Origin of the sequence: Pseudoalteromonas sp. UCD-33C, assembly GCF_001306895.1 — a bacterium.
In the GTDB taxonomy this organism is placed as follows: Bacteria; Pseudomonadota; Gammaproteobacteria; order Enterobacterales; family Alteromonadaceae; genus Pseudoalteromonas.
Genome location: NZ_LJTB01000001.1, coordinates 34,990 through 52,893 on the forward strand (window position 1 = coordinate 34,990; position 17,904 = coordinate 52,893).

The following is a 17,904-nucleotide window of genomic DNA, read 5'->3' on the forward strand; positions in this document are numbered from 1 at the left end:
GGATAACCATAATCAGTATTTTTTATTTGTTAAATGAGTGTACTGAGCCACCAAAGTAACAGTACTAACACAGAAATAGCGACTAAAGCTTTGGTTTTGTGCTTTTGAATAACTCGCTCTGCCTGATTACCCGCGTAATAAACAACGGCAGCAAGGGCAAAGTAGCGGATTGAGCGAGCAATAACCGTTGCCAGTAAAAATAGAAAAATTGAATACTTAGTTGCTCCAGCGGCCAGCATGGCAATTTGAAATGGGATGGGCACAATACCGAGCGTCAATACAAACCAAAAGCCTTGTGCCTGCATTTTTTGCTTAACTTGCTCGAACTGCTCAGGGTTTGAGAAGGTATTAATCACCCAGCCCCCCACTACATCAAATAGATAGTAGCCGAGGGCATAACCAAAAATAGCACCAATAATACACCCAATGGTCGCCATTAATGCGATTAACCAAAGCTTTTCTCGGCGGGCTTGCATTAACGGAACAAGCACAGCTTCAAGAGGAATAGGCACTATGGTTGACTCTAAAAAGGATGCCACCGTGATTGATTTGAGCATATGTTTAGAGTCGATAAACTGCCGTGTTTTTTGCTTTAACTTTTTAGCAATTGCCATTATTCATCCCTTGGAGTTTTGTTGCGATATAGGTTACAACAAAAAGCCTTAACCGTCCCTTACGGTTTATGAATATAACGGCTACGGCCTTGATTCTTTGCCAAATAGAGCGCTTGGTCGGCACGTTTCATGGTGTTGCTAAATGTCTCTGTGGCACGTTTTATAGCCGAACCAACACTCACGCTGAGCGTTTTACTAGGCGTCACCATCACATTATTAGCAAGGCTGAGCAGTTGCTCACAGGTAGCACGTAACTCATCAGCGTCGTCGGTGGCTACATAAAGTGCAAACTCCTCACCACCGATTCGTGCAAATAGAATGTCTTCATCTAATGCTTGATGACACTGATAAACAAAATCTATCAATACCTGATCACCAACATCATGGCCATATTCATCATTAATCGCTTTAAAGTGGTCGATATCAGCTATCACTAGGCTATGTGGCTTATCTTGGTTTTGCTGCACATAATGATAAAAATAACGACGGTTATACGCCTTTGTTAATACATCGGTTTTTAGTTCTTCTTCAAGCTGTTCACGGGTTTTAGCTAAGTCTGTAAGGGCAAGGTAAAGACCAAACCCAGTTACTAGCATCCCTAAAGTGCGAGTAATATCTTCAATATAAATGCCAACCCAGATTGGTTGAAATACCAGCTCGTCTAAAAAATCAAAAGTAAGCCCAACGCTCCAAAGGAAGATACCCACACTTAAAAATAAGTAGCTGCGCTTTGCAACCACCGAGGTTTGCACAAACGCGAAAATACAAATCAAAATAAGTAAGTTAATGGCATCACTTAGCACGCCATTTAAGTAGATATCGTTTTCGAGCCGATTAAAGTAATACAGATAAGTGATCACTATCAGCAACAAAAAGACAATAAAAGAACTAATAAATAACCGCTTTATTATGAGTGGTACTGAGTTTAACTCAGCCTTTACTTCAGGAGGGGATGCTTGCTTATTCATAACTAATCACGACAACGTACTGCAATGAACTAAACATTAGCAAAGCAAATTTAAAAGTGCATGATAAAGCCGCTTAAAAGGGCAAAAACCAGCGTTTTTACTGGAGTAAAAAGTCTAAAAATAAGCCGTTTTAGTCAGTGAAAAAGTCTAAGTTCATGCTATTTGCCACTAACGGTCGCAATTCTGCTGTTATTTTTTTATCATCGCTGACAATTTAAATGACACAGCAAGAATCAATGAGCGACGCACGATTTATTCCTTTTCGAAAACACGACATCATCAACCTTTGCCAAGCCTATTTAGGTGAATCGCAATCAGGTTCGTTTATGGAGTTTGCTACACTTTTGCAAAGCGTGACTCATTACCAATATCACGAGCTGCTGGAGTCATTAAAAAACAACTATGCGCCATTTGACCCAAATAGCGACACCCGCACTCTAATACCGATTACCGACGAGCAACGTGCCAGCTACCAATCTGCCTTTGCAAAAGACTTTGCCACCGTACTCAATGCTGCCAATTTTGAAACCATTACCAATCAAGACTTGCAAGATGCACTGAATGAAGAGTCTTTATTTAAAGTGCGTTTAGCCGTTGAGTTTGATGACTTTGCAGAAGTAGTTTTTTACCGCCGCGGCGAATCGCAAAAAACTGAGACGCTGCGCAGTTTTTGGGGGCTTAAGAAAAAACAGATTCAATTTACTAACTATGATCGCGTTGCCATATTCATCCGCTTTAAAGACGAGCAGTACTTTTTAGAAAAAGGCAAAATGCCAGTGGGCTTTGAACCAAATTCAACCATTGTCAAATTATTCCAGAATGTGCCAAAAGCCGATTTAGAAATGCTGTTTCCGAATAGCGAAGTAAAAATGCGCCCAATAGATAAACTGATTATTGGTTCATCAGCATTGATTGGCGGTGCTGTGGTGTTGGTAACAAAATTAGGCGCGTCAATTTTACTACTGATTGCTCTGATTGCCTTTTGGGGTGGTTGGCGCAGTGAAGAAGTACATATGAGTCAGCAACACTTTATTACCTTTGCAATCGGCATGGGGGTATTTGGCAGCTTTATTTTTAAAGAATGGAGCAAGTTTAAAAACCGTAAAATTCGCTTTATGAAAGCACTGGCCGACAACTTGTATTTTAAAAACCTCGATAACAATGCAGGTGTTTTTCATACTCTCGTTGATGCAGCTGAAGAAGAAGATGTTAAAGAGGCGCTGCTTGCCTACACCTTTTTACTAAAAAGCGAATCAGCGATGACTGCAGAGCAATTAGATAGTCAAATTGAGCAATGGTTTAACGAACAACATAATTGCCAGCTCGACTTTGAAATTGATGATGCTTTAGACAAACTCGTAAAGCTTGATCTAGTTAATCAGCAAAATGAACTTTATTCGGCGGTTGATTTAGATAAGGCAAAACAGCGCTTAGATGCGCGTTGGGATGACTATTTTAAGTTTGCCTAAGCCTTTAAAATCAGGTACTAGCAAGTACAAATCGAGTCTGAGTCTGTTTAACTCTCGTTACGGCATTTTGGTCTCAATGTGCTTGCGCAGCGAATGGTCTGCTTTTAGGATAAAATTTTACGGCTAAAAAAAGACCATTCCATGCAATTAAAAAAAACAATCCTTATTGGAGCAAGTTTGCTGTGCGCAGCAACAACAGCTCAAGTATATGCTAACGACAAATTTGTCTCTGAAGATATTTTTCAACTTGAATACGCAGGCGACCCACAAATAAGCCCAGACGGTAAAAAAATCGTTTATGTTCGCAGCGGCTACGACATCATGAAAGATGGTAATAAGCGTAGCTTTTGGCTGTACGATATAAAGTCTGGTCAACACACGCCACTGTTTTCTGATGAACATAACTATAGCCAACCTACTTGGTCTCCAGATAGCAAGAAAATTGCCTTTACCAGCAACTCAAGTGGCTCAAATCAGCTTCACGTTTATTGGTTAGCGCAAGACAAACAAGCATTATTAACGCAACTACCAAAATCAGTACGTAACTTAACTTGGTCGAATGACTCTGAACAAATTGCTTTCACCATGAGCATTCCTGAAGGTAAATCTGCGTTCGCTAAATCAGTAAAATTGCCTAAAAAGCCAAAAGGCGCTGAGTGGTCAAAACCAGTGAGAGTGTTTGAAAAAGCACGCTATCAAGCTGATGGCGCAGGCTTTTTAGAGCCTTCATATCGTCACGTTTTTGTTATTCCTGTTTCGGGTGGCACACCACGCCAATTAACATCGGGTGATTATCAGCACTATGGCCCTCTTGCTTGGGACCCAAGTAACACAAAACTAGCTTTTTCTGCTGATCGCAATGATGAGTGGGAATATCGCACAACTGAGTCAGACCTATATGAAATCAATGTAAAATCAGGCGAGCTTACGCAACTAACTGATTTACCTGGCCGTGAAAGTAACCCACGTTACGCACAAGACGGTGATGAACTTGCCTTTGTTGCGCGCGACAATGCCCCTGTGCCTTACATTAACTCAACACTATCTATGCTCGATTTAGATGATAAATCAATCAAGCATATTACTGAAAAATTAGACCGCTCAGTGGCTGATTATAAATGGTCAGGCGATGGCGACTTCGTTATTCAGTACGATGATTTTGGTAAGCGTAAGCTCGCTAAAGTCAACAGCCGCGGTAAGGTCACTGACTTAACTGATACGGTATCGGGCACTTCAATTGGTCGTCCGTATATTAGTGGTAGTTTCAGCATGGCCAATAATGGCGCTATTGCGTACACCACAGGCAGCGAATACCGCCCAGCTGATTTAGGCTACATCTACAGAGGTAAAAGTAAAACACTAACTTCATTAAACGAAGATGTATTAGGCCATAAAAAGCTTGGTAAAGTGCACGAGCTGAATGTTAAATCGCAGTTCGACGGCCAAGCCATTCAAGGTTGGTACATTACGCCACCTGATTTTGATGAAAACAAACAATACCCATTAATGGTTGAAATTCACGGCGGCCCACATCTTGCCTATGGCCCAAGCTTTACTGCTGAATTACAACGTTATGCCGCTGAAGGTTACGTTGTTGTGTATGTGAATTACCGTGGTTCAACAAGTTACGGTAAAGACTTTGCACTACTGCTAGATGGTAAATACAGCTCTGAAGAAGACTTTGCCGATCACAACTCTGCAGTTGATGCCATGATTGCTAAAGGCTTTATCGACAAAGATAACTTATTTATTGCTGGTGGTTCAGCAGGTGGTATTGCAACGGCTTATGCGGTTGGTTTAACAAACCGCTTTAACGCTGCGGCAATTACCAAGCCTGTGATCAACTGGTTAAGTAAAACGCTTTCAGCCGACAGCTATATTGGTCAAATTCGTAACCAGTTCCCTGGCATGCCATGGGACAATGTTGAGCACTACTGGAAACGTTCACCGCTTTCATTAGTGGGTAACGTAACCACACCATCATTGATCATGACAGGTGAAGAAGACCGCCGCACGCCGATTTCAGAATCAGAACAGTTCTATCAAGCATTAAAACTGCAAAAGGTAGATACCGTGCTTATTCGTGTACCGGGCTCACCACATGGTATTGCGGGTCGTCCTTCACGTATGATTTCGAAAATTGAATACACCCTTGCGTGGTTCAAACAATATCAGAAGTAATGAATTAAGCAGGAGTGAGGTGCTCACTCCTGCTTAAAAATAATGATGACTAAGCGCAAGTTGAGCAGAACCTATCGACTGCGCTTTTTCCCCGCACACGCCTAAACCAACTTCACAACTACGTAGTCCACGACTATCTAACCGTGCAAATGCTGCAATTGATAACTGCTTGAGCTGTTCAAGCGCTTTACTCGGTAACGGCGAATCAATAATCACAGCTTGCATATCTAATAAACTCAAACAGTTATGCATGGCAATACTGATAGCCTCAGCAGATTTTTCAAGCCAAGGCTGAACTAGCCGTTTATGATCTGAAAACTGACTGTCGGTAAGCTCATACACAGATATACCAAGTTGCTGCTTATCAAACTCGCTTTGTAATGAGAGTAGTGAACATTGACTAAGTAACTGTTCGCGTTCAGCGTTTAGCATTGAGCCTATAGCACCGGCATTACCACTTTTACCTTCGAGAAGTTGGTGGTTAATCACCACGGCCCCACCTAAAAAAGCCCCCAAATAAACATACAAAAAATCGCTGTAGTTATTAGGGTTACCAAGGCTTAGCTCTGCACAGCAGGCAGCGTTATTATCGTTACTAATATAAACCGGTAAATTAAACTGACTTTCTAAGTAACCTTTTAAGTCGAAATTTTGCCATTGACTAAGGGTATTTGTTGCAGTGTCTGAAGCGGCTTGCCATTGCCAAATATCAAACGGCATAGCGACCCCTAGCCCACACACATGTGAGCGCAGTTCAGGTTCTAATTGACTGATTAGTTGTGGGATATGTATTTCTAAGAATGATTTAAGCTCATCAACCGATGCTTCATTCACCTCAACAGATACCGATGCTCTTTGCGTGCTTTGTAAGTCAACGAGTATCAGGTCGAAGCGTCGTCGCCCGATTTTCAAACCAAAGCTAAACGCGCCATCTGGATTGAGCCTAAACGGCACGCTTGGTTGCCCTACTCGTCCTTTTATAGGTGCATCACGAAGCAATAGCTTATCTTCTTCGAGCTTGTTGATGTTCACTGTTGCAGCCTGAGCAGACAAGGCTAACGCTTTCGCTATTTGTGCTTTAGGCATGCTTTGCTGTTGCCTAATTAAGCTTAGAATTGCGCGCTCGTTCTTGCTTCTTGGTGCTCGCGATAAACTACTCTTCATAACATCCTTCTTGATACCAGCTTAATACGCGGCCTATTAGACCTTTTTGGCGTACTATCTACCAGTCAAAATAATAAATCAACTATGTTGATTTATTATTTATAGTCGTGAATACTGTCGGCCACAACAATATGAACACATTAATCTGGTGAACTATGCAAACACAGCCTGCTATTGTATCGCGCCAAATGCTTTGGCCTTTTATTCTGCTTACAATTTGCTTTGCTGCTTGGGGTACTGCGGCCAATATGACAGACCCATTAGTGAAAGTTTTTAGCAAAACATTTTCGATGAGTGCGTTGCAATCAGCACTGGTGCAGTTTAGTTATTACGGTGCTTATTTTTGCTTAGCTTTACCGGCAGCCATGATCAATAGACGGTTTAATTATAAAACGGGGCTGTTAGTGGGTTTAGCCATGGCCGCCTGTGGTGCTTTATTGTTTTACCCTGCTAGCCAAACCATGCTCTATAGCCACTTTTTATTGGCCTTGTTTATTCTTGCTGGTGGCTTGTCTATTTTAGAGACTTCTGCAAATCCCTATGTCATGCAGTTAGGATGCGAGCACACAGCAACCCGTAGACTTAACCTCGCGCAAGCTTTCAACCCCGTTGGTACTAATATTGGTGTGTTTTTAGCGGCGACGTTGATCTTACCGAACTTAAATCAAGCTGATAGCGCAAGCCGTGCTCTGATGAGTGAAGCGCAATTAAAAACCGTTGTGAGTGCAGAGCTTGACGCTGTGATGGTGCCGTATGTGGGTATGGCCTGTTGTTTAATCTTACTATGGCTATGTATCTTTTTTAGCCGCTCTCCTGCCACAGTAACAAAAGCCGCAGCGCAACCGCGTAAACTTAAAAAGACCTTTCAACATTTGTATCAAAATAAGCACTACCGATTTGGTGTGCTTGCACAGTTTTTTAATGTTGGCGCACAAACTTGTGTATGGACCTACACCATTGGCTACACCATGGAAGCTCTTAACACTACAGAAGTTACCGGCGGTCAGGTATTACAATATTCTATGCTGGTGTTTTTAGTTTCTCGCTTCATCATGACTTGGCTAATGCGCTTTATTAGCGGCGCTAAATTACTGCGCTTTATGGCTTTAGTTGCAGCCGTGCTTTGTTTTATTGTTACCACCCAAGTTAATTTAGTGGGCGTAGTCGCACTTGTAGCTATTTCAAGCTGTCTATCTTTGATGTTTCCAACCATTTACGGCACAGCACTTGAAGGCCTCGGCGAAGATGCAAAAGTTGGTGCGGCAGGTTTAGTAATGGCAATTTTAGGGGGCGCATTTTTACCTCTGATCCAAGCTGCAACTATAGATGCTTTTAACACTGCGGTTTCGTTTGTTGTACCACTTGTTTGCTTTTTAATTGTTGCTTTGTATGGCCACCATACCAAAGTAGCAGCAATACCCGCCAAAGCGCAGTTGCAGGACTAAACGCATCAATGAGATAATGCACCTCGTTTACCTACTTAAGCGAGGTGTATCGTCAATTAATGGCACATATTACATTTTTTATGGTCAAGTTTTTGGCCTTTTCTGTTGGCTGTTTTTCCTGCTTTTTACTTCATGACCAAGCCAATGTTGCCCTTGTGTTATCTGCTGCATTTACCGGTTTAGTTGGCACATTTATTCCTTTTCCTGCTCGTTTTGGTAACCATCCTTATGCAGCCATTTACGCTGGTAGTTTTGCTGGTATGTGCTCATCGAGTTTAATCAACAGCTACTGGGAGCTGAGTTTTATCTCTTTAATTGGTGCCAGCCTTTACGTATTAACTATGAACCTATTTGCAGGTTTTGGTGGTCGTCTTGGTAGCGTTGCTTTTGCCAGTGTGGCGCTTTACATGCTTGCAAAAGGGGTCTTTTAATGGATTTGTTTATTACAATTACCGCTTTACTTGGTGCCTACTCTACTTACTTTTTAGCGCATCATAACCGCTTTGATGGCATTCGCGCCTCAGCCGCCACCAGCATTATTGCATTTGCAATTTTAAGCCTATTCCCTGTTGATGTAGAACTTTACAGCGTGGCGTTTTTTGGGGGGACTTTCATTGGCATGAGCGCACCAAAACGCTTTGGCATTTTTACATTAGCCATTGCTTCAATATTGTTTGCTTTGTTGTTTGAATACCTTGTGCCGCGCTTGCATGGCTATGGCGGTGCATTGGGCTTGAGTGCTTTTCTATCTGTGTGTGTTTGCCATATCGGTATCTTGCTAGGGGCACCCCGCAGTAAAAAAAGCAACTAAATCTGACTTGGCAATTAAAAACCTATACCTTTTCATTAAGATTCTTTAGTATGTTAATTACTTGTTTAAGGATAAAGGATCTTTATGCTGTTTCGCTCATTACTGATTGCTACTCTGCTTTGTTTCATCAGTTGTGCAACGGCTGCGAAAACACTGACCTTTATCGCTGAAGATCTACCTCCTTACCATTTTAAAAATCAGCAAGGCGAAGCCGATGGTGCACTTGTTGAAGTAGTAAAAGCCGCCTTAGCACACGCAAACATCCCTAGCGAATTCGCAATTATGCCTATGGCGCGGGCTTTTCATGAGCTCGAAAACAATCCAAACATGTTAATGATTTCGCTACTAAAAAACCCAGCTCGCGAAAACCGCTTTCAGTGGTTAGCACAAACCTATTTTTCGGACGCTTACCTCGTTGACCTTGCGAGCAAAAGCCACAAAATATTTAGTTTAAAGCAAGCTCAGCAGTACCGTGTCGCGACTATTCGAGGCTATTCAAGTGAGCATTACTTGAAGCATGCCGGATTTAATGAAGATAAAAATTTGGTGCTAGTCAGTCATTACCATCAACTTTGGCAATTGCTTGAAAAAGAGCGCATAGACTTTGTGCTGACCAACACCCTGACTTTGCAAAACGAACTGGCATTATCTGGGGTTGATCCAAGTGACATTCATAAAAGCCTACACTTAGATGACTTTCCTTCAGGTCTTTATTTAGCTGCGAATCTTAATTTAGATAAACAACTCGCAGCGCAATTAAGTAACGCCATTGAAGCTTTGAAGCAAAGTGGTCAATACCAAGCAATTTTACAAAAATGGCAGTTGCCTTTACCTAAATAAAAAATGAAAAATACTCCATTATTTTACAAAAGCTTAGCCTTAGCTTGTGCCTTGAGCTGTCTATCGCTAAGCGCCTATGCTATTACCCCTGAACAAGCGTTAGAAAAGCTAAACGAAGCCCAGTCACTACGCAATAGTAACCCAAACCAAGCCACTGAAATTTTTGATCAGTTAACTAACGACTCAACTCTCGTCAATGAGCCTAACATCATGCAAGAAGCGCTTGAATCGCTGGCATTTATGAATGTCAGCAGTGGTGATTATGATCAAGCACTGAGCTATGCAGAGCAGCTACTGGAGTACGGACAAAAGCAAAGTAATCAGGCAATCACAGTACGAGCGATGCTTATTCAGGGCTACGCACAAGGTAGAAAAAGTAACTTTCTAACAGCAGAGCAGCACTACCGAGATGCATTAGCTATTGCAAAACAGATAAAAGATTCTGTGCTGATTGCCCAGTCTTATGAGCGATTAGCAGCCATTTTACGCTGGCAAGATAAATACATAGCCGCCCTTAATGAGGCACAAAAATCTGTTAATATCTTACATGAGTTTGATGATGAAAAATCGTATGCATCGGCATTACTAAACTTAGGAATAATCGAAGCCATTATTGGCGATCACAATGCGGCGCTTGCAAGTTTAACTCAATCATTTTCTTTGCATCAAAAGCTTGATGACAAAAAAGGCATAGCCGATTCGCTTTACGAAATTGGCGAAGTTTACCGCCGTATGGGCGACAGTGCTCAATCGTTAAAGCACTTTAAAATGTCTCACGTGTTGGATTTAGAAATTGGCTCAAAAGTCGACATCGGTAACAGTGCCATGAAGGTCGGCTACGCTGCACTAAAACAAGGCGAACTTGCTACAGCCACAGATTACGCAGAAAAGTCGATTAGCTATTATCAGCAATCATCTTCAAACACAGGGCTATGTCGCTCGTACGATTTAATGGCGTTAATTGCTTTAAAACAAAATAACATAAGTGAAGCGCAAGCCTATATCAACCGCGCTTTGGCAATCGCTACTGACTATAATTTTCGCTCACACTTGGTATCTTTAGGGATCACCCAAACACGTATTTATCAAGCCCTTGATGATCACGCTGAAGCAATTAAAACCGCAGAGCAGGCTTTAAAACAGGCTGATGAGCTGCAAGATGTTGAAGATCAAATTAGCTTAAATAAGTTACTCACTGACTCTTACCTTGCTTTACAACTGTATAAACAAGCATTTGAATCGCAAAACCGCTATCAAACCCTTGAGGATAATACAGGTAAAAATCAGCACGACTTAACCGTGGCCGCGATGCAAAGCCAAGTAGCTTTTATGCGAAATCAGCAAGAAATCAACCAATTGAGTGCTGAAAAGCAAATTCAAGCGGCTCAACTAAGCGAAAGTGAATGGCAATTCAAAGCGTGGTTACTGGGCTTAAGCTGCGTGATTTTGCTGATATCTGGCTTTGGTTACCGCTCATTTAAAAAGCGTAAGCTTGCCAGTGAACGAGCACAGCTACTCCAAGAAGTCGTTGATAAAAAGAACCGCTTACTAGCCGATGTGTCTCATGAAATTCGCACGCCACTCACAGCACTACAATTGCAAGTTGAAGCATTGCAATACAATATCGCCAAAGACGTAGATGCCTCTTACGATGCCATTAATCGAAAACTTACCGATATCAATGTACTGATCCGTGATATCCATCAACTAGCACAAGCTGACTCCGATAGCCTATATCTGAACTTAAAACCCTATTTACTTGCTGACGTATTATCCGTTTGGCAGCAAGACTTTACTGCTTTTGTAGAAAACAAAGGTTTTGAATTTACTAGTAACATTCACCTTGCTGCAGATATCAAAGTGACATGGGATATAGATAAAATTAAGCAAGTACTGACGAACCTTTTATCAAACAGTACTTTTTATACTGATAAACCCGGCAAAATTAAATTTATAGCAACGGCCTCAGAGCAGAGTATTACTTTTAGTATTGAAGATACCCCACCCGGCGTTACCAATAATCAGTTAGTTGAAATATTCGAACGTTTATACCGCGTTGATAAGTCGCGCAGCCGTCAAACAGGCGGCTCAGGCCTTGGACTTGCGATTTGTAAAAGCCTGATAGAAACACACAAAGGCACTATAAAAGCTGAGCACAGTGAGCTAGGTGGCGTTAAGATCTTCATTTGCTTACCGCTTATTAGTGAACAACAGGTTTAATTAGCACCACGATTCCCTAAAATCGCCCCTAAACAGGGCGATTTCACGACATTTAGCCCAATTAATGCCGACCAAGGTCGCATATTATTTAATCAAAAAAACACCTACATTTTTTAGGGTCTCTCACTAAAAAGTATAGGAGCCTCACAATGGCGGGCGAATATCAACAACAATACAAACAGTTCCAGCGCGATCCGGGTCAGTTTTGGCTTGAGCAAAGTAAACGAATTCCTTGGTTTAAAGAGCCAAGTGCCCCTTATCAATATGACGATAATGATTTTTACCATTGGTTTGCCGATGGTCAGTTAAACACTTGTTACTTAGCCCTGGACCAACACGTCGAAGCTGGCTATGGCGACCAAACTGCACTGATTTACGACTCCCCTGTTACCAATACCAAACAACAATACACTTATGGCGAGTTACAAACTCAAGTTGCTAAATTTGCAGGGCTCATGCAATCCCTTGGCGTAAGCAAAGGTGACCGTGTAGTCATTTATATGCCAATGATCCCACAAGCAGTTATTGGTATGCTGGCGTGTGCGCGCCTTGGTGCCATTCACTCCGTTGTATTTGGTGGTTTTGCACCTCACGAACTCGCTGTGCGTATTGATGATGCAAAACCTAAGCTTGTGCTTACTGCGTCTTGCGGGGTCGAAATTAATCATGTGATCGAATATAAACCACTGCTTGATGAAGCACTCGAAAACGCCAAGCATGCTGTTGAACACTGTATTGTATTTCAGCGTGAACAAGCCATTGCCGAGATGCAAGATGGCCGAGACATCGATTGGCAATCAGCCTCTGATACAGCAAGTGCAGTCGATGCAGTGCCTGTTGCAGGCGACGACCCGCTTTATATTCTTTACACATCAGGTACCACAGGCACACCCAAGGGGGTGGTTCGAGAAAACGGTGGTCACGCAGTTGCAATGCATTACAGCATGGAAACCGTGTATGGCATGAAGCCCGGCGAGGTATTTTGGGCAGCTTCCGATATTGGCTGGGTGGTTGGTCACTCATACATTGTATATGCACCGCTCATTTATCGCTGTGCCACCGTACTTTATGAAGGAAAACCAATAAGAACTCCTGATGCCAGTGCATTTTGGCGTGTTGTAGAAGATTATAAAGTCACCGCCTTATTCAGTGCTCCAACTGCATTTCGCGCAATTAAAAAAGAAGACCCGACCGCCGAGGGCTTTAAACAATACGATACCTCAAGTTTAAAACGTTTATTCTTGGCCGGCGAACGCCTAGATCCGCCAACGTATGAGTGGTTGAAAGACAACACTGGCTTGCCTGTACTCGACCACTGGTGGCAAACAGAAACAGGTTGGGCAATTGCGTGTAATCCAATTGGTATTGAACAACTTGCCACTAAACCGGGAAGTTCAACTGTGCCAACACCGGGCTTTGATGTACAAATTCTTGATATGAATGGTGAGCAGTGCGCCGCAAACGAAAGCGGCGCAGTGGTTATTAAACTGCCTTTACCTCCTGGCTGCTTACCAACAATTTGGCAAAACAATGAACGCTTTCAGGCGGGCTACTTAAGTGAGTACCCTGATTATTATCTCTCTGGTGATGGCGGCTATATTGATGAGGATGGGTATCTATTTATTATGGGTCGTACCGATGATGTAATTAACGTTGCAGGTCATCGCTTATCAACCGGTGAAATGGAAGAGATTGTAGCAGCCCACCCTGCTGTTGCTGAATGCGCAGTATTTGGTGTTAACGATGCACTCAAAGGGCAATTACCCATGGCGATGATAGTGCTCAAAGACGATTATCTTGGCGATAGCAAAGAAGTTGAGCAACAGTTAGTTCACTCGGTAAGAAATCAAATTGGCGCCATTGCCTGCCTGAAAAACATTTTGCATGTTGAGCGCCTTCCAAAAACCCGCTCAGGGAAAATACTCAGAAAGAATTTACGCCAATTGGTCGATGGTGAAGAGCTGCAAATTCCATCAACCATTGATGATGCGAGTATATTCGATGAAATCAACCAACAACTTAACAATCGCTGATCTGCGATTGTAATTTTGTAATGTTACCAAAGGCCTTGTTTAAGGCCTTTATTCGTTTTGGCCTATGGCTTGCAACTTTACATGTAAGTTAGCAAACGAAAAGGTGGTTAACATGGCTGTTATCGCAGGTTATATCCAATTCAATGAATTAGGCAAAACAGAATTTCATTATATTAATCAACTAGCTGATGTATTTAATCGCTACAAAAAAGCAGATGTTCAGCGCTTTGATTGTGATAATGGAGCTATTTTTCACTATGACTTTGATGCTTACCAACAAGCGAGTTGGTTGCAAACTGAGTCGCAAATTGCAACGCTGATTGGTCACCCTTTACTAAGCAGCTCGCGCAGTGATGATTTAAAAACCATGGCCAATACAGCTTCCCTCAACACTTGCTTACAGCAATGTGAAGGGGTATTTAGCTTTTGCCAGTTTAATAGCCAATTAGGCAGCTTAGTACTCGCCACCGATCCCCTTGGTTTAAAGCCGTTTTATACCTTAAAAACAGCGCAAGGCTTACTGTTTTCAACCAACTTGGGGTTATTTAAACAGCTCAGTATTGAGCTTGAAAGTGATGCCGAAGCACTCACAGAGCTTGCTGTGCTTGGTTACCCGCTATTAGATCACACGCCATATAAAAACATAAAATGCTCATACCCAGGCGAAATATTACGTTTTGATGCCAGTCATGGCGTGGTAAAACAGCGTTACTTTGATTGGGTCGCCCTTGCCAAACAGAACTTTGAGGTGACCGACGCAATTGAAGGGGTTACTCAGGCCTTTCGCAGTGTTGTAACAAAAGCGATGCACACCGATAAAAAAGTGCTGAGCACCTTGTCTGGCGGCCTTGATTCACGGCTAATTAACTGCGAGCTATTACGCCAAGGTGTTGAGCTTAAGTCGTTTAATTTTTCGCAATCAGATAGCCAAGATCTCTACTGCGCAAAACAATATGCTTCGCAAAATGCCCTTAAACTTGAGGTTGTGCAAGTACGCGACACGCAAAAGCTCTCTGTTGAGCAGCGCCTTGGTAAATACTGGCGCAAAGCGCATCACAATGAATATAAAACAGTTTCAAGACCACAAATTAGTTGGTCTGGTAATGGTGGCAGTGTTGGTTTAGGTGCCGTATTTTATGGCGACGCTATTTATGAGGCGGCAAAAGAAAACAATCTTGATAAGCTCATTCAAGCTTATTTAGATCAGCAATACGCTTATTTGCCAAAGTCAGTGGTACATAATGCGTCTATGCTGCAACAAAAACTAATTGATAACCTAAAACTTAGTTTTAAACCCTTGGCTGAATTACCACTCGAAAAAGCATTCCAATTGTTTTTACTACTCAATGATCAACATCATCATTTGAGCATTCCGAACGAGCAAGTATGCGAGTTTAAAATGGAGTTCTTCCATCCGTTTTATTCGTGGAAAGTGCTGCAATATCCTTTAGCTGTCCCTGTTGAATATGTTCGTAAGCACCGCTTTTATCAGCGCTGGCTGAAAACCAGTTACCCACGAGCTATGCTTGCACCATGGCAAGCCTATCCGGGTCATATGCCTTGCCCTATCAAGGTAAATTACCAATCACAGTGGCAGTTTAACAATAACAATCTAATGCGTTTTGGCGAGCTGTTTAAGCTGTGGTACGAGATCATGCGCTTTGACCGCCATCAATTGATCAAACGCAGTCACTTTACCGCGTTATGCTTATTACAGTTAGCTCACCTAAAAAATGCGCAGCCAAACATTCGCATTGCTCAGCGGTTCTGTCAGTGGTAATGGATACCTAGGCGCAATAAAACTTAATCATTTGAGGGCATTGTTATGAAATACAAAAACTACTTTCTAAAAAATAATATTACAGGCTAGAATCAAGTTAGTTATTAATAATTTAAGCTGAGACTTTAATGAGAAAATGGACACTTCCTCTACTGCCATTAATCGTATTAGCAGGCTGTACCTCAGTCAGTAAAGATGAATGTTTACAAGCCAATTGGCATGGTATTGGTTATAAACATGGTGCAGATGGCACTGAGTATCGTGATGGCATAGATGCCTTATCACAATGTAGCGAGTATGGCGTAAGTGCCGATATTGCTGAATATAAAGTGGGATACGATCAAGGTCTGGCGGTGTATTGTGAGCCCGAAAATGGCTTTACCCTTGGCATGCAGGGAGCATCTTACAATGGCGTCTGTAATAGCACAGCATTTCGTAAAGCATGGCAAGAAGGCAACGACAGGTATCAAGTACAGCAAAGGCTGATATACATTGATGACCGAATTGACGATATTGACCGCCGCCTAAAAGATATTCGCGCTGAGCTTAACAGCAATCAACTTGATAATGGCCAACAAAAAGAGCTTTATCGAGAACGAAGAGATTTAGAAAACGAGCGCAAAGATTTACGTAAAGAGCGTGCTTTACTACCGCTTTTGAATAAGCTGCCGAGTGTCGAAATTTCAACCGAGTGGTGATGCTTTATGTTTAAGCTTCATCTTATACATTTGCTCGTCAGCAGTGGCGAGTAACTCTTTGGCATTTTTACCATCTTCTGGGTAAAGCGCGATTCCAAAACTAGCACTCACAGGCACTTTTGTTGCGTAGCGCTTTGCTACGCCTTCAACCGCTTTTTGGCAGCGCCCTGCAATGTCTTGGCAAACAGAAAGTTTTGCTAACGTTGGTAACACAATCACAAACTCATCGCCGCCAATACGAGCTAATATGTCTTTATCGCGCAGCTGAAGTGAAAGCTGCTCACTGATTTCAAGCAGTAGATTATCGCCCTGCTCGTGACCAAAGGTATCGTTCACCAGTTTAAAGTTATCAAGGTCGACATAAATCAACGAAAACTGGTTACCTTCATTCGCCGCATGATGAGAAAATGAATGTAACTGAATATCTAAACCTCGCCGATTTAACAGCTTAGTAAGAGGGTCTTGATTGACTAATTCGTCAAGCAGTTGGCGCTTTTCTACTGCCTGCGAAATATCATCAAATGCACCAATGTAATGACTCACTTGGCCATGTTCGTCATACATGGCATCTATGGTTAACAACTCAGGAAAAACTTCACCGGTTTTGCGCTTGTTCCATATTTCACCTTGCCAGCGCCCATTGTGTATTAAACACTCCCACATCAACTCAAAGAACTCTGTGGGTTGCTGCTTAGCTGAAAGTATAGATGGGTTTTTATCAAGCACTTCTGCCTTACAAAAGCCTGTAATTTGCTCAAAAGCAGGGTTAACATCCACAATTTTAGGCTCAGGGGTGGTTATTAATATACCGCGGCTTGTTGTTGAGAAAACGGCTGTAAGCAGCTGTATTTTTTCGTTGCTTTTAACTTCTTCAGTGACATCTTCTGAATAACCATTCCACTCAACACTGCCATTAGCACGGGCAATAGGTGAGGATTTTCCTTCAACCCAAATCACCCCTTTAGTTGGATGATTAACTCTATATACCTCATGCCACTCGCATAATTCGCCTCGCGATTTCTCAATGCTTTTAACGACTCGCTCTAAATCATCTGGGTGAATCGTTTGCATGATTAAATCTGCAGAGTTTTTTATATCATCTGCCGTGCAGCCATAAATGTTGAAGACTTTGGAGCTGGCAAAAGGAAAATATGCGGTGCCATCTTTTTCCACCACATACTGATAAACAAACCCCGGTAAGTTATCAGTAAACTTTTGCAATTTAGCATGTAAAAACTCAATTTCTCGCTCTTTTAACCACTGTTCAGTAATATCGATATGAACGCCTAGCATCCATTCAGGATTGCCATTTTCATCCCAGCTTTGCACTTGGCCCTTATCGAGCACTTTAACCCAATGCCCTTGTTTGTGCTTCATTCGCGCTTCGCAAATATAACGCTTAGAGTCACCTTTAAAGTGAGCGTTTAATAGCTGTTCCGATTTTGATAGGTCGTCAGGGTGAGCAAAGCTGAGCCAAGTTTCAATTGAAACTGGCAATAATTCTTGCAGTGTGTAACCGATAATATCGGCCCACTTATCATTGAAAATGGTTTCGCCTGTTTGTACATTCCAAAGCCAAATACCCGCATCTCCACTGTCGAGAATTAGCTGAGCAATGTCTAAACCTAGATGCGACTTAATCGCATCATACCCTTCACTAAATGCCATAATTAGCCTTGTT

The 17,904-nt window shown here is 42.2% G+C and carries 14 protein-coding genes; 10 read left to right on the top strand and 4 right to left on the bottom strand.

Annotation, left to right across the window (positions count from 1 at the left end; genetic code table 11):
- Window positions 1-29: 29 nt before the first annotated feature.
- Together AOG26_RS00120 and AOG26_RS00125 are read right to left on the bottom strand one after the other, a co-directional pair.
- The gene (locus AOG26_RS00120) at window positions 30-614 is read right to left on the bottom strand and encodes a YqaA family protein (RefSeq protein ID WP_054560676.1); all 585 of its coding nucleotides are present in this window, start codon (window positions 612-614) and stop codon (window positions 30-32) included.
- 59 nt (window positions 615-673) lie between these two features.
- Complete coding sequence (locus tag AOG26_RS00125) at window positions 674-1,582, bottom strand: GGDEF domain-containing protein (RefSeq protein WP_054560677.1); 909 nt, start codon at window positions 1,580-1,582, stop codon at window positions 674-676.
- A 236-nt stretch (window positions 1,583-1,818) separates the two neighbouring features.
- On the opposite strand from AOG26_RS00125, the gene AOG26_RS00130 reads away from it, so the two are divergent.
- Both AOG26_RS00130 and AOG26_RS00135 read left to right on the top strand, forming a co-directional pair.
- Entirely contained in the window at window positions 1,819-3,051 is a 1,233-nt protein-coding gene (locus AOG26_RS00130; protein WP_054560678.1) for a TMEM143 family protein, read from the top strand.
- A 141-nt stretch (window positions 3,052-3,192) separates the two neighbouring features.
- Window positions 3,193-5,232 carry a S9 family peptidase gene (locus tag AOG26_RS00135; RefSeq protein WP_054560679.1) on the top strand — a complete coding sequence of 680 codons (2,040 nt, stop codon included), beginning with the start codon at window positions 3,193-3,195 and terminating at the stop codon, window positions 5,230-5,232.
- Window positions 5,233-5,265: 33 nt separating this feature from the next.
- Here AOG26_RS00135 and AOG26_RS00140 read toward each other — a convergent pair whose 3' ends face one another.
- Window positions 5,266-6,396, bottom strand: a complete 1,131-nt coding sequence (locus AOG26_RS00140) for an ROK family transcriptional regulator (protein ID WP_054560680.1) — start codon at window positions 6,394-6,396, stop codon at window positions 5,266-5,268.
- A gap of 155 nt (window positions 6,397-6,551) precedes the next feature.
- On the opposite strand from AOG26_RS00140, the gene fucP reads away from it, so the two are divergent.
- The 8 genes from fucP to AOG26_RS00180 all read left to right on the top strand — a co-directional run bounded on the left by fucP (window position 6,552) and on the right by AOG26_RS00180 (window position 16,223).
- Entirely contained in the window at window positions 6,552-7,841 is a 1,290-nt protein-coding gene (fucP, locus tag AOG26_RS00145) for an L-fucose:H+ symporter permease (RefSeq protein WP_054560681.1), read from the top strand.
- Window positions 7,842-7,921: 80 nt separating this feature from the next.
- Window positions 7,922-8,272 carry a hypothetical protein gene (locus AOG26_RS00150; RefSeq protein WP_054561182.1) on the top strand — a complete coding sequence of 117 codons (351 nt, stop codon included), beginning with the start codon at window positions 7,922-7,924 and terminating at the stop codon, window positions 8,270-8,272.
- Window positions 8,272-8,652 (top strand): hypothetical protein, encoded by a 381-nt coding sequence (locus tag AOG26_RS00155; protein ID WP_054560682.1) that lies wholly within the window; start codon window positions 8,272-8,274, stop codon window positions 8,650-8,652. The genes AOG26_RS00150 and AOG26_RS00155 overlap by 1 nt, the downstream gene beginning before the upstream one ends.
- A gap of 84 nt (window positions 8,653-8,736) precedes the next feature.
- Window positions 8,737-9,492, top strand: coding sequence for a substrate-binding periplasmic protein (locus tag AOG26_RS00160; protein ID WP_054560683.1), 756 nt, complete (start codon window positions 8,737-8,739; stop codon window positions 9,490-9,492).
- A 51-nt stretch (window positions 9,493-9,543) separates the two neighbouring features.
- Window positions 9,544-11,712: a tetratricopeptide repeat protein gene (locus tag AOG26_RS00165; RefSeq protein ID WP_160316758.1), complete on the top strand. Its 2,169-nt coding sequence runs from the start codon at window positions 9,544-9,546 to the stop codon at window positions 11,710-11,712.
- Window positions 11,713-11,861: 149 nt separating this feature from the next.
- Window positions 11,862-13,745, top strand: a complete 1,884-nt coding sequence (locus AOG26_RS00170) for a propionyl-CoA synthetase (RefSeq protein ID WP_054560685.1) — start codon at window positions 11,862-11,864, stop codon at window positions 13,743-13,745.
- Between the two features lie 112 nt (window positions 13,746-13,857).
- Window positions 13,858-15,525 carry an asparagine synthase-related protein gene (locus AOG26_RS00175; RefSeq protein WP_054560686.1) on the top strand — a complete coding sequence of 556 codons (1,668 nt, stop codon included), beginning with the start codon at window positions 13,858-13,860 and terminating at the stop codon, window positions 15,523-15,525.
- A 128-nt stretch (window positions 15,526-15,653) separates the two neighbouring features.
- Window positions 15,654-16,223, top strand: coding sequence for a DUF2799 domain-containing protein (locus AOG26_RS00180; protein WP_054560687.1), 570 nt, complete (start codon window positions 15,654-15,656; stop codon window positions 16,221-16,223).
- Here AOG26_RS00180 and AOG26_RS00185 read toward each other — a convergent pair.
- Window positions 16,209-17,891: a sensor domain-containing diguanylate cyclase gene (locus tag AOG26_RS00185; RefSeq protein WP_054560688.1), complete on the bottom strand. Its 1,683-nt coding sequence runs from the start codon at window positions 17,889-17,891 to the stop codon at window positions 16,209-16,211. The two genes, AOG26_RS00180 and AOG26_RS00185, sit on opposite strands and share 15 nt — an antisense overlap.
- Window positions 17,892-17,904: the final 13 nt, after the last annotated feature.

What these genes read in the sequence shown, in the direction of transcription:
- AOG26_RS00140 (WP_054560680.1), bottom strand. Translation starts at nt 6,396, where the DNA reads ATGAAGAGTAGTTTATCGCGAGCACCAAGAAGCAAGAACGAGCGCGCA.
- AOG26_RS00180 (WP_054560687.1), top strand. Translation starts at nt 15,654, where the DNA reads ATGAGAAAATGGACACTTCCTCTACTGCCATTAATCGTATTAGCAGGC.
- AOG26_RS00120 (WP_054560676.1), bottom strand. Translation starts at nt 614, where the DNA reads ATGGCAATTGCTAAAAAGTTAAAGCAAAAAACACGGCAGTTTATCGAC.
- AOG26_RS00150 (WP_054561182.1), top strand. Translation starts at nt 7,922, where the DNA reads ATGGTCAAGTTTTTGGCCTTTTCTGTTGGCTGTTTTTCCTGCTTTTTA.
- AOG26_RS00135 (WP_054560679.1), top strand. Translation starts at nt 3,193, where the DNA reads ATGCAATTAAAAAAAACAATCCTTATTGGAGCAAGTTTGCTGTGCGCA.
- AOG26_RS00185 (WP_054560688.1), bottom strand. Translation starts at nt 17,891, where the DNA reads ATGGCATTTAGTGAAGGGTATGATGCGATTAAGTCGCATCTAGGTTTA.
- AOG26_RS00130 (WP_054560678.1), top strand. Translation starts at nt 1,819, where the DNA reads ATGAGCGACGCACGATTTATTCCTTTTCGAAAACACGACATCATCAAC.
- AOG26_RS00125 (WP_054560677.1), bottom strand. Translation starts at nt 1,582, where the DNA reads ATGAATAAGCAAGCATCCCCTCCTGAAGTAAAGGCTGAGTTAAACTCA.
- AOG26_RS00170 (WP_054560685.1), top strand. Translation starts at nt 11,862, where the DNA reads ATGGCGGGCGAATATCAACAACAATACAAACAGTTCCAGCGCGATCCG.
- AOG26_RS00155 (WP_054560682.1), top strand. Translation starts at nt 8,272, where the DNA reads ATGGATTTGTTTATTACAATTACCGCTTTACTTGGTGCCTACTCTACT.
- fucP (WP_054560681.1), top strand. Translation starts at nt 6,552, where the DNA reads ATGCAAACACAGCCTGCTATTGTATCGCGCCAAATGCTTTGGCCTTTT.
- AOG26_RS00160 (WP_054560683.1), top strand. Translation starts at nt 8,737, where the DNA reads ATGCTGTTTCGCTCATTACTGATTGCTACTCTGCTTTGTTTCATCAGT.
- AOG26_RS00175 (WP_054560686.1), top strand. Translation starts at nt 13,858, where the DNA reads ATGGCTGTTATCGCAGGTTATATCCAATTCAATGAATTAGGCAAAACA.